Here is a 13,365-nt window from a genome sequence, read left to right as displayed (position 1 = left end):
AAGCGTGTACTGGTAGCGACAAATGCCGACCAGTTTCTTCAAGGCCGCACATCTCCCGGAGCTGCTTCGCCAGCTCCGGGCAGCGTCCTCATCACCGGCGTCGGCGGCACGGCGAAGGACGGCGATGGCCTCTGTAGGGTTGCCTGCGCTCGTAGCAGGCCGGCCAGTTCTCGCGTGGCGTCTTGGCCGCCGGCCTCATCACGACGACGGCGTTCATTCAGACTGCCTTGCTCACGTAGCAGTACGGCCAGCTCCCGGGCTGCTGCCAGATCGCGGCCATCAGCACGGCGCCGGAGCTTACAGATGTGGTGCCGAAGGTCGCGCACCGGCCGGCCGGATTGCCACGCAGTCTGTCACCGGCTCAGGTTGATGCTCTGCTGGTCTCCTGCGACCGCACCAGCGCGTCCGGTCGCCGCGACTTCGCGATGCTGACGCTGCTGTCCCGGCTCGGGCTGCGTTGTGTGGAAGTCGCCGGACTCGACCCGGGACGACGTCGACCGGCGGGCCGGGGAGTTGGTGGTACGGGGCAAACGCCAGCGCCGGGACCGGCTGCGGCTGCCGGTCGACGTGGGTCAGTGCCCTGGTCGACTACCTGCAAGCCGGCCGGCCCGCCGATGTGCTGGACCGTCAGGTGTCCGTCCGGATCCTCGCCCCGGCGCCAGAGGTTGACCGCTGGCGGGTCACCCAGCGGTGGCCGCCGCTTCCCTCCGGACTGGGCTGGGCACGATCTACGGCGGTCGGCTGCGGCCGGGGTCGGGCAGTCCGCCACGAACGGCCCGCGTGTCCCGCCCGTTGAGCGACCGATGGATCGCCTGCCGGACGGTGGGCGGCATCGCACGGACCCTGCCCTCCAGGTAGCGGTGCACGGGCTCGGTGATCCGCGCGGACGATCCCGGCCGGTGGATCCGAGCAAGCCCGCGCCCGATGCACATCGGATTCCCCACCGCCTACATGCGCTCGTAGTACGGGGCGAGCTTCGTGACGATGAACGGCAACTTGTCGGTGACGTCGACGGCGACGAACAGCCGCTCCGGGACACCGGTCTGCCGATGCATGAAGGTGAAGACCACGTTGCGGACCCGGCGGACCCCGCTCAGCCGGGACGATCGCACCTCGACGCTGGTGAGAGTGCTGTTGTTGGCGTGCGCCTGGGCCGCACGCCCGAGCCCTGGCGCCCCGATCCCGGGGAGCCCGTCCTGCAGTCCGAGGATGAGACACCGCTGGAGGACTACGCTGGCAGTTCGGCCGGGCCGGCGCGTACCCCTGGCTGATGAGTCAGCGCGTCGTGCCGTGGTACCTGGCACGTGCCGACCGCCGCCCGGGTCATCGTAATCGTCATCGTTGGATTCAGCTCCGCCCGCGACGTGCCGGCGGAGCCCTCGATGCTGATCGCCGCGCAGCATGACGGCCGCCACCAGGGTTCGGCGTGAGTCGTGCGGACCGCCGCCGCGACTCCGCCACGGCGCAAGTGGCGGTGTCCAGCAAGACCGCCGGGCACCGAAACGGGCCCCCGTTTACCTCCCGAAAACCCGCGCCAAGCATTGACAATCAGTGACAAGAAGCGATCACTCTGACCTTGCGTTCCAGCAGGTCAACAACTGAATTCGACAACGAACGACAAGGTTGAGACCGTGACTGTCGGTAAGAGGGGGTCAGGGGTTCAAATCCCCTCAGCTCCACCATTGTTCGCTTACTTGAACCCGGGTCGATCAGGCTCGGGTTTCTTGCTGTGTACCGGAGTCCAACATCGGTCAACGATGGACGAGCCGGCGGCCCGCGCTCATATTTCTTGTCTCCGCCCGGTTTGCGGATCTGTTCGAGTTCTTTCCCGCACGCGAAAGGTGAGTCCAGGATCTGGAATTGGTCAAGGTTAACGGCCCGTCTGGGGGTGGTGGGGCACAGCGACCTGGGCGCACGCTGAACGGCGTGGAGGCCATCAGGAGGGCGTCACGGCCGAGGGTGGCCGTGATGGTGGTGGTTGCCACGGTGGGGTTGGGCTTGAACCTGCGGGCCTGGATTCTGTTCGGACCGCAGTTGCACGACCGGTTTGAGGTGCCGCCGCGGGATCAGGTGCTCCTGGTGGGATTGCCGCTGCTCGTCGGGGCTTTCGTGCGTTTGCCGGTCGGAGTGCTCACCGATCGGTATGGCGCCCGGGTGATGTTTCCGGTGGTCAGCCTCGGTACGGCGGCTTCGGTGGTGGGGCTGGCCGTGGCGGAGACGTTTCCGGCGGTGGTCCTTGCCGGCGCCGCGACCGGCATTGCGGGCGGCGCGTTCGTGGTCGGCGGGGCGTTGCTGTCGCGGAGCGTGCCGTATGGCGGTCGGGGTCTGGCTCTGGGCGTGTTCGGGCTCGGGCCGGTGGTGGCGGTGGGGATCTCGGCGGTTTCGCGGGCCTTCGATCCGGACGGGCGGTCGGCGGCGCTGGTGCTGGGCGGGTTGCTGGTGGCCTTTGCCGGGGTGGCGGCAGGCCTTGTGCGCGATCCGGGCGGAGGGCGACGTCGGGGTTCGGTGATGACGATGGTCCGGCTGGCGTCGACGACGTCGTTGTCGATTTTGTACGCGCTCGCGCTGGGCGGCATCGTGGCGGTCGCCGTCTATCTGCCGGTCTACCTGACCATGGTGCTGGACCTCACCTGGTTCGCCGCCCTGGCGGTCACCGGAGCGGTGGTGGGGCTGGCGGCATTCGCGCGGCTGGTGGGTGGATGGTGGACCGATCGGCGGCCCACGGCGCGGCTGTTGACGGTCTGCTATGCCTTTGCCGCAGGCCTGTGCCTGCTGCTGGCGGTGCGGCCGACGGGCTGGTGGCTGACGATTCCGGTGATCACGGCCATCGCCATCTGTGATGGCATTGCCAGCGGTGCCCTGCTGGCCCTGATCGGCAAGGCGGCCCGGGCGGACAGCGTCGGTGCGGTGATGGGGGTGACCGGTGCGGTGGCGGCGCTCGGGTCGCTGCTGCCGGCCGCATTGTTGATCGCTGCGGATCACGCCGCCGTGTCGTGGTTGCTGCTGGCGGCGGCGCTGCTCGGGGTGGCGCTGTACGTGCGGGCGCGTGACCTGCGGATCAGCATGGGGCTCGCCGTGCACTTCGAGCCCGCAGCCGGCCCGACGGTGATGACGGTGGCGGTCGTCGACGAGTCTGACACCCGGTGGGGTGTCGCGGCGGTGGTGAGTCGGCTGGCCGAGCTGGCGACCAGCGACGAGCTGGTGGTGGTCTACGGATCGGACGCGCCGCAGCGGTCGCGGCTCAGCGGCAACGCACTGGTGGCGGGGCTTCGTGACCGGCTGCCCCGGCACGGCGTGGTGGGCCTGCAGGCCGCGCTCTACCGCGGGGCGCAGGACCGGCTGGCCGGCATTCTCGGCGACTTCGTCGCTGTCGGTGACGTGGCCGTCGCCGTCACGCCGGCGGCCGACCAGCGCCACGTGGCCGCACGGCTCTGCAGCCGGCTGCGGGCCGATCGGCTGCTGCGGGTCTCGTACAGCCTGGCCGACGGCGCGGGGCTGCACGAGGTCTGGAAGCGGTAGCGCCTCACAACCAGCCCCGCTCGCGGACCCGCCAGCCCAACTGGATGCGCGACTGGGAGCCGGTCGCGGCCATCATGTGCTGCACCCGGCGGACCACCGTGCGCCGGCTCATGCCCAGCCGGGCGCCGGCGGCCTCGTCGGTCATCCCGGCGACCAGCAACGACAGGAGCTGGCGGTCGTGCTTGTCGACGGCCTCCAGCGGACGCACCTCGGCCGGTCCGGTGATCACCAGGGGACTGGCGGTCGTCCACACGCCCTCGAACAGCGCGACCAGCGCGTCGAGCAGGCCGCACGGGTGCACCAGGAGCGCGGTGTCCTGGGCGGCGGCGGTCCACGACAGCGGCAGCAGGGCGAGGGCGCGGTCGGCGATGGCGAGCTTGGTGGGGACGACGGGGGCGAGGCGGGCCTGTTCACCGGCGAGCACGTGCTCGCTGACCGCCGCCATGAACCCGGGCTCGGCGAGGGCCTCGGTGGTGTACACGGCGCGGTAGGTCACCTCCCCGCCCCGGGCCAGCTGGGTCTGGTTGACCTGCGCGGTTGCGGCGTAGGGCGGGGCCACGAGGACGCGCATCTCGCTACGGGCCGCGTGCTGCACGCGCTCGAACGCGCCGCGCACGCCGCCCCGGCCCTGCACGATCTCGATCAGTTCCCCGGTGCGCCGGCTCGTCGACCGGGCCCGCGACTCGGCCGACAACTGCTGGGCGGCCTCCCGGACCCGCTCCAGGTCTTCCCGCCGGCGCTGGATGAGCTGATCGAAGGCAAGATCCGGGGGGACCGGGACGATGAGATCGGACGGCGGCGGCGTCCGGTGCACGAGGCCCTTGCGGTGCAGGCCGGCCACGGCCCGGGCGACCCGCGTCGGCGCCTGCTGCGTGCGGTTGGCCAACTGCTCGGCGGTCGCCGCGCCCTTGCGGAGCAACGCCAGATAGACCGATTCCTCGGCGGCGCTCAGCCCCGCGGCCTCCAGCATGCCGACCTCCTTGGCTCAGTTGCGCCACGGCGCAGGTGCGCCGCATAGATGATCTTCCGAGCGGCGGCTACCAAGTGTGACACTGCGCGGGTTATCGCCGGCAAGACCAGGGGAGACGTTGTGAGGTCGCTACGCAATGTAGTTGCGGTCCTGGTGATGGTGCTCTCCGTCGGGGTGGGGCCGATCGGCGCGCACGCAGCGCCGGCGACGCCGCGGGACCCGGCCGGGCCGTCGATTACGCGCGTCGTCACTCTCCTGACCGGCGACGTCGTCCGGCTGACCACGCTCGCCGACGGGCGGCAGGCGGCCGCCGTGGATCCGGGCGGGCCGGGTGGCCGGTACGGCTACCAGCTGACGACCCGCGACGGCGACACGTACGTCATCCCGAACGAGGCGGTGCCGTACGTGCTCGACGGACGGGTCGACGAGGCGCTGTTCAACGTCACCGATCTGGTTGCCGCGGGATTCGACGACGCGTCCCGGTCCACCCTGCCTTTGCTCCTGGGACACGGGCCCGGCGCCGGCGCGACCGCCTTGCGCGCGACGGCCGGGCTGACCCTCCGGACCGAGCTGGCCAGCATCGACGCCTCGGCGGTGACCGCCGAGAAGGCCGGCGTCCGCAGGGTGTGGGAGCTGGTCACCCGGACCGGGCTCGCCTCGGGCGTGACCAAGGTCTGGCTCGACCGGAAGATGCGCGCCGCGCTCAGCGACAACATCTCGGCGATCGGTGCGCCCGCGGTGTGGGCCAGCGGCTACGACGGTTCCGGCGTCACGGTGGCCGTCCTCGACACCGGCTACGACCCGAAGCACCCCGACCTCGCCGGCCGGGTCGCCGGCGCCGCCGACTTCACCGGCGAAGGGTCCACTGTGGACAGTCACGGGCACGGCACGCACGTGGCCGCGACGCTGGCCGGTACCGGCGCCGCGAGCGCCGGCGCGCGTCGTGGCGTCGCGCCCGGTGCCCGGCTGCTGGTCGGGCGGGTGCTCGACGGCGCGGGCACCGGTGAACTGTCGTGGGCGATCGCCGGGATGGAATGGGCGGTGGCACAGGGCGCCCGGGTGGTGAACATCAGCATCGGCGGCGGCCCGAGCGACGGGACCGACCCGGTCAGCGCCGCGGTCGACAGCCTCACGAAGAGCTCCGGCACGCTGTTCGTCATCGCCGCCGGCAACTCCGGCCCGGACGAGGGGACCGTGGAGACCCCGGGCGCGGCGACCACCGCGCTCACCGTCGGCGCCGTCTCCAACACCGGTGACCTGGCGTCGTTCTCCAGCCGCGGTCCACGGCTCGGCGACGGCGCGGTGAAGCCGGAGATCACCGCGCCCGGCGTGAACATCGTGTCGGCCCGGGCCACCGGCACCGGCGTCGGCGAACTGGTGGACGCGTCGTACACGTCGATGTCCGGGACGTCGATGGCCACGCCGCACGTCGCCGGGGCGGCGGCCCTGCTGGCCCAGCAGCACCCCGACTGGCGGTCCGGCGAGCTCAAGGCCGCGCTGGTGGGCAGCGCCCGTCCGGTGGACGCCACGCATCCGACCGCGACCGGCACCGGCATGGTCGACGTTGCCGCCGCCGTCCGGTCCACCGTCCAGGCCGGCCCGGCGTCGATCGGGTTCGGGCACGTGGAGTGGACCGGCAAGCGCCGCCAGCCGCTGTCGACGCAGGTCAGCTACCGCAACACGGGACGTACACCGGTGACCCTCGACCTGACGGTGGCGGCCCGCGCGCCGGGCACCCCGCCGGCGGCGCTGGGCGTCAGCCCGTCCCGCCTGACCATCCCGGCCGGCGGCCGGGCCGACGCGACGGTGCGGCTGGACCCCGACGCGACCAAGGGCGGGACGTACACCGGCCAGGTCGTCGCCACGGGTGGCGGCGGCACCACGCGGGTCCCGGTCGGGTTCATCGTCGACGGTCCGACATTTTCGGTGACCGTCTCGGCGCTGGCCCGGGACGGGCGGGCGCCGGGCTCGTTCAGCCAGGCGCAGCTGTGGAACCTCGACACAGGTGAGCTGCAGCGCGGGATCATCGGCACCGAGCCGGCGACGCTGCGGGTGCCGGCCGGCCGGTACGCCGTGATGGTCTTCGTGTTCACCGTCGACGCCGCCGACTGGGCCCGCGAGGCGACGCTGCTCGGCCTACCGCAGGTGGAGATCAACGGCGACCGCACGCTGCGCTTCGACGCGCGACAGGCGCGGCCGCTGAAGGTCGTCACCCCGCAGGACGCGCAGCCGCGTAACGTCACCATGGCGTGGCAGCGGACGCTCGGCCAGCAGTCGATCATCACCGGGTTCGGGTTCAATCCGCAGGTCACGACCCGCTACTCGGCGGCGCCGACCGCGCCGGTGACGCTCGGAACGTTCGAGTTCTCCGCCCACGTCGACCTGGCCGAGCCGCAACTGACCGTCGACGGAATCAATCCGCGGCCGGTCGAGGGGGCCGCGCTGCTCGACGGTCGCCTCCGGACCGACCTGGTCGACGCCGGCGACGGCACCCCGGCCGAGCTGGCGCGGGCCGGCGCCCGCGGCAAGGTGGTGCTGGTCCGCGGCGTCGACGGCGAGGACGCCGGTGACAAGATCCAGGCCGCCGCCGAGGCCGGCGCGAAGCTGGTTCTGCTGCGGTCCGACGCCGACACGTTCTTCACCATCGGGACGTCGTCGCGGGCGCTGCCCGCGTACACGCTGGAGCACGCCGACGCCCGGCAACTGCTCGACCGACTACGCGGCGGCCGGCGGGTCACGCTCGACCTCACCGGCGTGCCCGACAGCCCGTACACCTACCAGCTGCTGCTGGCCGCGCAACGCTCGATCCCGGCCGACCTCACCTACGACACGCGGCGGATGTCGTTGGCCACCGTCGAGGCGGAGTTCCACGACGCGGGCGCCGGTGGACGGGCCGCCGACACCCGGTACGCGATCACGCCGACGGCGCTCGCCGCGTACTCGGCGTACCACGAGGTGCCGACGCCGTTCCGCCGCACCGACTACCTGAACACCGACACCGCGGGTGGCCAGGTGACCTGGCGGCACGAGGCGGCCGTCGACCTGTCCGGCTGGTCGGCACGCGGCACGATGACGAACGTGGGCCGCACGTACCGCGGCGGCGAGCGGGTCCGCGAGGTGTGGTTCCCGGCGATCGTGCGGCCGGCGGTGCCGGCCACCGGGGCCGACCTTGCCTACGGCGCGCCGGTCAACCGGGCCAACGACGCCATCCGGGTCGCGATCCCGCATTACGCCGACGGCTCGGCGAGCACGTACGGCTGGCCGGCCTACAGCTCCGACGAGGTGCAACTGAGCCTGCGGCGCAACGGCGTACCCGTCGGCGCGACCACGCTGCCGAACCTGCAGGTCACCGTGCCGCCCGACGCGGCCACGTACGCGTTGCACATGTCGGTGCGGCGCACGGCGGACTGGTGGGCGACCTCGACCGCGACGGAGTCGACGTGGACGTTCCGCTCGGCCCGCCCCGCGCCGGGCGTGACGGACGTGCTGCCGCTGCTCCAGCTCGACTACATGCTCGGCACCGACCTGCGCAACACCGTCGCGGCACAGCGCCGGTACCCGCTCGTGGTGCGATCGGGGTACCAGCCGGGCGTCCGCGGCCGCGGGCCGATCACGGTGCGGATGGAGATCTCCTACGACGACGGCAAGCACTGGACGCGCGTCGACGGCCACGGCTTCAGCGGGGTCCAGGTGTTCATGATGCCGGCCGCACCGCAGGGCGCCGCTTTCGCTTCGATCCGGGCCACTGCCACCGATGCCCACGGAAACCGTCTCGACCAGACGATCCAGCGGGCGTGGAAGGTGGGCCGCGGCTGACCGACAGGCCGGTCCGGTCGCGGTGAAGGGCGGCTCCCCAAGGTGGCGGGGAGCCGCCCTTCGGCGCGGTATGACTCAGCAGTCGACGTTGTGCGACTTCAGGTACTCGCGGACGGCGTCGGGGTTCGGGCTCGTCGGGCTGTCGCTGACGTCGTTGCCGTTGACCTCGTCGATGTACCAGCCGTTGCCGGTCAGCGACCCGGACTTGGACGCGGCGTGCTCGAGCTCGACCACACACGTGGTGCCGTCGGCGTCGGTGTTGACGGTCCAGTCGAAGTCGTAGGCGACGATCTCCGACTTCGACTCGTTCTTCTTCTTTTTCTTGTTGTAGACCTTCTTGGTCTCCTTGTCCTGCGTCACCTTGACGTGGTCGAAGCCCGCCTTCTTCAGCGAGTCGGCGTACTCGTCGGCCGACGAGGAACAGCCGGACAGCAGCAGCGCGGCGGTGGCGGACAACGCGAACAGGACGTATCGAGGGCGCACGGAAATCCTTCAATCAAGCGGGCCGGAACGCGAGAAGAATGCACGACCGGCGGACGGTCACAGTCTGTGCCGCCCGGGGTGTGGCCTCAATTGGGTAGTCGGCCCGCGTTCGACCTGTTCGAACAGCCCGGCCGCCCGATCGGCCGAGGCGCGGGCCCACCGGTTGGTGCTCAGCAGGCTCAGCGCCACGATTCCGACGCCGAGCCCGGTCACCATCCACCACACCCCGCGTGCCACGGAGCCGCCACCCATGATCGTTCCGGCGATCGCGACGCCCAGGGTGATGCCGGTCTGCCGGCCGGAGGAGGCCACCGACGTCGCCACGCCGGCCATCGAACCCGGCATCCCGGACACCGCCGTGTTCGTGATCGGCGCGTTGATCGTCCCCTGAAAAATGCCGAACAGCAGATAGGTCCCGAGCACCGCGACCAGCGGAGACGCCGGCCCCAACCAGAGCGACGCCACCCCGCCCAGGGTCAGCGCCGCGCCCGACACCACCAGCGGCAGGCGGGTGCCGCGGGCGCTGATGATGCGGCCGGTGACCGGCGCGATCAGCACGATCATCAGGCCGAGCGGGATCAGGCACAGCCCGGCCGCGAGCGCGGAGAAGCCGCGCACCTCCTGCAGGTACAGCGTGGTGACGAAGAGGAACGCCCCGAACGCGCAGAACGCCCACACCGCCATGAGGATCGCCGCGCTGAACGGAATACTGCGGAACAGCCGCAGTTCGAGCAGCGGATCGGCCCGGCGCGGCTCGTACAGCAGGATTCCGACCGTGCCGAGGACGGTGGCGCCGAGCAGCCCGATGATCACCGGCGACGTCCAGCCCAGGTGGGGCGATTCGATGATCGCGTAGACCAGGCTGCCCAGTACCAGGATCACCAGCAGCTGGCCGACCGGGTCGACCCGCCGGGCCCGGAGCGCCCGCGACTCCGGGACGACCACCAGCGTGCCCACCGCCGCGCCGACCACGATCGGCACGTTGATCCAGAAGATCGCGCGCCACCCGAGGCTGTCGACCAGCGCGCCACCGATGATCGGGCCGAGCGCCAGCGCCAGGCCGGACATCGCGGCCCACACGCCGATCGCCCGGGCCCGCTCGGCCCGGTCCGGGAACGTGTTGACGACGATCGCCATCGCCACCGGGTTGAGCATCGTGCCGCCGACCGCCTGCAGCACGCGGGCCGCGATCAGCCAGCCGATGCTCGGCGCCAGCCCGCACAGCAGCGAGCCGACCCCGAAGACCGCGAGGCCGGTGAGGAAGATGCGCCGGCGACCCACCCGGTCGGCCGTCGAGCCGGCGAGCACCAGGAAGCTCGCCAGTACGAGCGTGTACGCGTCGACCGTCCACTGCAGTTCGGACACGGAGGCGTCGAGGTCACGGCGGATGTCGGGCAGCGCGAGGTTGACGATGGAGATGTCCATCGCGACGATCACGAGGCTCAGGCAGCAGATCGTCAGCACCAGCAGCCGACGGCGCCGGCTGAGCGCCGGCGCCTGCTCCGCCCGGTTGGCGTCCGGGGCCGGCCTAGGCTTCACACAATGAGTGTTGACGACGGAGCGGTCGCGGGGGTTGGGGCACGATGAAGATCACAGTGGACCGCATGAGCGTCGCCGCCGGTGACGACGCCGATCCGCACGCCGTGACCATCGACGTGCCGCCCGATCGTCCGCTGGCCGAGGTGGTCCGGGACCTGCTGGAACGGCGTTACCTGGCCACCATCGCCGGCGGGCGGGCCACCTGGATCCTGGTGACCGGCGCCCGTCCGCTGGCGGTGGTGGCGCAACAGTGGGACGAGCCGCGTTACCTGGTCGACGCGGCCCAGCCGATCGGCTCGTTCGGTGCCGCCGACGGTGGCGTGTCGCTGCTGTTCCGCTACTGGTTGCAGCGCGACCCCGACCACGTCTTCAGCGAACTCGCCGCGGGCCGCGAACCGCCTCGGCGCTAGATTCTGCGCCACTGGCCGTTCGCGAGGAGATTCGTGAGGATGCGGCGGGCATGTGCCTCGGAGCCGTACTCCGTGAGCGAGACCCGGCCGGCGTGCCGGGCCTCGATCTCCCACAGCGGACCGGCGGGGTTGACCCGCAGGTAGAGGTCGCGGCGGCCGGTCTGGGCCGGCACGTTGGTGAACCAGTGCTCCAGCGTCTTCGGTGCTTCCACCCGACCGACTATCGAACATCAGTTCGAGCAGGTCAAGCCGCCACTCGGGCCAACGTAGCGCAGATGTCCTCGGCCGTCGGCGGGTTCACGATGACCGTACGCACACGGGTACCGGAGCCGGAAACGGTGACCCGCACGGACATGAATCCGCCGCCGGAGAACAGCAGCCGGTTGGCCGGCCGGTCGTTCGGGCCGAGCAGGGCGACGATCCGGGTGCCACTCAGGATCGTGGTCCGCTCGTCCGGGTAGGCGTAGTAGCCGGTGCCGGACAGGTCGCGGCGCACGGTCCGGCCGGTCGCGACCGCGGTGAAGTCGGCGATCATGGTGCCGGTCTCGACCGCGAACACCGGCCGGCCGCCGTCGGCGTACCAGGTGTGGCGGGTCAGGTCGGTCACCGGGAACTCCACCCGCACGTCGAACGCGCAGACGGCGCCGGCCGGCAGCGTCAGCGCGGTCGGCACCGGGTGGGTCACCACCGGCGCGCCGTCGTGGGCCCGGGCCGGACCGGGCGCGGCGAGCACCAGCAGGGCGGCGAGAAGAACTGCGACAAGGCGTCTCATGGTGGTCACCCTGGTGGCGGTCGCTTACAGGCCACTTACATCGCCGGGGGACGATGGGACGCATGCTGAGCGTGCGGGTTCTCGGCCCGCTGGAGGTCACCTGCGACGGCGAGCCGGTGCCGCTCGGCTCCACCCGGCAACGGACGCTGCTCGCCGCGCTGCTCTGCCGGCCGAACGCGGTCGTGCCGGCCGACCTGCTGCGGGACGCGGTGTGGCCGTCGACCGGGACGGTGAACAACCTGCAGGTGTACGTCCACCGGTTGCGTCGCACGCTGCGCGACCCCGCGCGCATCGAGTACCGGACGCCCGGCTACCTGCTGCGGATCGGGCGCGGTGAACTCGATGCCACCCGCTTCGAGGACCTGGCCGACCAGGGTCGCCGCCGGGAGGCGCTCGGCCTGTGGCGGGGCGACGCTTTCGCGGGTCTCGACGATTCGGCCTTCATCGGTGACGAGGTGAGCAGGCTGACGGCGTGCCGGCGGCGGGTGGAGGCCGAACTCGCCGGTCGAAGCGTCGCCGCGGTCGACCGGGCTGGCACTGTGCCCGTAGCAAATATTGCCGCGACCGCCCGGCGCCTGGCCGTGGCGGGTGACCACCGACGCGCGATCGCGGCCGCGCGGGCCGCGTTGCGGACCGACGGCCGCGCGCAGCCGTTGCATGAACTGTTGGGGGTGTGCCTGCGCGAGCAGGGCCGGTATCCGCAGGCGCGTCGACACCTGTCGATCGCATTGACCCGGTCGATCGCCGCGGGCGACCCGGCGGCGGAGGCGCGGGCGTTGCAGTTGCTCGGAATCGTGGCGCGCGAGGAGGGCCGGTTCGCCGAGGCGGCGCGGCTGCTCGACCGGGCCGGTGCGCTGCACCGCGACCTCGGTGATTCCCTGCACGAGGCGTGCCTGTTGCTCAGTAGCGGCGAACTGTTGCTGCGTTCTTCGTCTTCTTTGCTCTCGTCGCTTTCGCTGCAGCGGGCGCGGCGGGAGGTGGGCCTTGGGCTGGAGCGGTGCCGGGAGTTGGGGAGCGGCTTCGGCGTGGCGTACGGGATGCGGCTGCTCGGCGAGGTGGAGGTGGCGTCCGGGCGGCCGGGCCGGGCCGTTCCGTTGTTGCGGCAGGCGGTCACCCTGAGCGCCGCGACGCGGAACAGCTTCCTGCTCGCGGTGGCCCTGCGCGCGTTGGTGCGGGCGCACGACGGCGCCGGCCACCCGGCCGATGCGGCACGTGCCCGGGCACGCGCCGACACCATCTTCGCGGCGCTGGGAGGGTCACCTTGACGGGCTTGCGCTCGGGCTCGCTGATGCGCTCGGGCTGCCGCTGCTGCTCCCGCTTGGCGACGGCTGGGCTTCGGCGGCGGCGCAGACCTTCCAGACGCCGTCCTCCTTGCGCAGGTACATCGTCGTCGCGGGCACGGGCGGACGGGCGACGCGCACGCTGGCGACGTCGCCGGTGACGCGTATGTCGGAGATCTCGACCGGCGGCGGCGACGAGGAGGTGTCCGGTTCCGGGTCCTCCGCCTCGCCGACGCCCTCGGTGAACGTCTCGGCCTCTTCGGCACAGAGCGCGGCGACGATCCCACCCCGGTCGTTCCGGTCGACGGCCACCGCGAACCGCGTGAGCACCCGGCGGATCTGAGCCTCGTCGCTGTTCCCGAGCGCCACACCGGTGTCGCCACCCCGCCCCACCAGAACCGCGACGATGACGACGGCCGCGATCAGCAGGAGTGCGACGCCGGCGGCGCCCAGGATGAGCCCGGTCCGGCGGGGTGGCCGCGCCGGCTGGGGCGCTCCCGGGTAGGGCGGTCCGGACGCGGGTGGTGGGCCGAGGAACGGCGGTCCGGATGCGGGTGGCTGGCCGGGGTAGGGCGG

12 protein-coding genes are annotated in these 13,365 nt (G+C 72.0%); 5 read left to right on the top strand and 7 right to left on the bottom strand.

Features of this window, described 5'->3' with window-relative positions:
- Positions 1-947: 947 nt before the first annotated feature.
- On the bottom strand, positions 948-1,304 hold the full coding sequence (locus Vau01_RS64545; RefSeq protein ID WP_203988107.1) for a cyanobactin maturation protease PatG family protein: 357 nt from the start codon (positions 1,302-1,304) through the stop codon (positions 948-950).
- On the opposite strand from Vau01_RS64545, the gene Vau01_RS64540 reads away from it, so the two are divergent.
- Positions 1,305-1,430 (top strand): hypothetical protein, encoded by a 126-nt coding sequence (locus Vau01_RS64540; RefSeq protein ID WP_275423918.1) that lies wholly within the window; start codon positions 1,305-1,307, stop codon positions 1,428-1,430.
- Between the two features lie 538 nt (positions 1,431-1,968).
- Positions 1,969-3,519, top strand: coding sequence for an MFS transporter (locus Vau01_RS05800; protein ID WP_203988105.1), 1,551 nt, complete (start codon positions 1,969-1,971; stop codon positions 3,517-3,519).
- 4 nt (positions 3,520-3,523) lie between these two features.
- On the opposite strand, the gene Vau01_RS05795 is transcribed toward Vau01_RS05800, so the two are convergent.
- Entirely contained in the window at positions 3,524-4,489 is a 966-nt protein-coding gene (locus Vau01_RS05795; RefSeq protein WP_203988104.1) for a helix-turn-helix domain-containing protein, read from the bottom strand.
- A 120-nt stretch (positions 4,490-4,609) separates the two neighbouring features.
- Between Vau01_RS05795 and Vau01_RS05790 the strand changes: the two genes are divergently transcribed.
- Positions 4,610-8,305: a S8 family serine peptidase gene (locus Vau01_RS05790; protein WP_203988103.1), complete on the top strand. Its 3,696-nt coding sequence runs from the start codon at positions 4,610-4,612 to the stop codon at positions 8,303-8,305.
- 75 nt (positions 8,306-8,380) lie between these two features.
- On the opposite strand, the gene Vau01_RS05785 is transcribed toward Vau01_RS05790, so the two are convergent.
- Positions 8,381-8,788, bottom strand: coding sequence for a hypothetical protein (locus Vau01_RS05785; protein ID WP_203988102.1), 408 nt, complete (start codon positions 8,786-8,788; stop codon positions 8,381-8,383).
- A 57-nt stretch (positions 8,789-8,845) separates the two neighbouring features.
- The gene (locus tag Vau01_RS05780) at positions 8,846-10,327 is read right to left on the bottom strand and encodes an MFS transporter (RefSeq protein ID WP_239151338.1); all 1,482 of its coding nucleotides are present in this window, start codon (positions 10,325-10,327) and stop codon (positions 8,846-8,848) included.
- A 44-nt stretch (positions 10,328-10,371) separates the two neighbouring features.
- On the opposite strand from Vau01_RS05780, the gene Vau01_RS05775 reads away from it, so the two are divergent.
- On the top strand, positions 10,372-10,737 hold the full coding sequence (locus tag Vau01_RS05775; protein WP_203988101.1) for a hypothetical protein: 366 nt from the start codon (positions 10,372-10,374) through the stop codon (positions 10,735-10,737).
- Here the strand turns inward: Vau01_RS05775 and Vau01_RS05770 are convergent.
- A complete protein-coding gene (locus Vau01_RS05770; RefSeq protein WP_203988100.1) occupies positions 10,734-10,949 on the bottom strand; it encodes a hypothetical protein in 216 nt (71 codons plus the stop codon). The genes Vau01_RS05775 and Vau01_RS05770 overlap by 4 nt on opposite strands.
- Before the next feature lie 32 nt (positions 10,950-10,981).
- On the bottom strand, positions 10,982-11,509 hold the full coding sequence (locus Vau01_RS05765; RefSeq protein ID WP_203988099.1) for a hypothetical protein: 528 nt from the start codon (positions 11,507-11,509) through the stop codon (positions 10,982-10,984).
- Positions 11,510-11,571: 62 nt separating this feature from the next.
- Here Vau01_RS05765 and Vau01_RS05760 point away from each other — a divergent pair, with 62 nt between their 5' ends.
- Entirely contained in the window at positions 11,572-12,774 is a 1,203-nt protein-coding gene (locus tag Vau01_RS05760; protein ID WP_203988098.1) for an AfsR/SARP family transcriptional regulator, read from the top strand.
- Here the strand turns inward: Vau01_RS05760 and Vau01_RS05755 are convergent.
- The coding region (locus tag Vau01_RS05755; protein WP_203988097.1) for an Rv0361 family membrane protein at positions 12,766-13,365 on the bottom strand (600 nt) is incomplete at its 5' end. The two genes, Vau01_RS05760 and Vau01_RS05755, sit on opposite strands and share 9 nt — an antisense overlap.

The sequence above is a fragment of the Virgisporangium aurantiacum genome (genome assembly GCF_016863635.1).
Taxonomy (GTDB): domain Bacteria; phylum Actinomycetota; class Actinomycetes; order Mycobacteriales; family Micromonosporaceae; genus Virgisporangium; species Virgisporangium aurantiacum.
The sequence above is the reverse complement of the archived record's forward strand: the minus strand, read 5'-3'. Positions and strand labels throughout refer to the sequence as shown.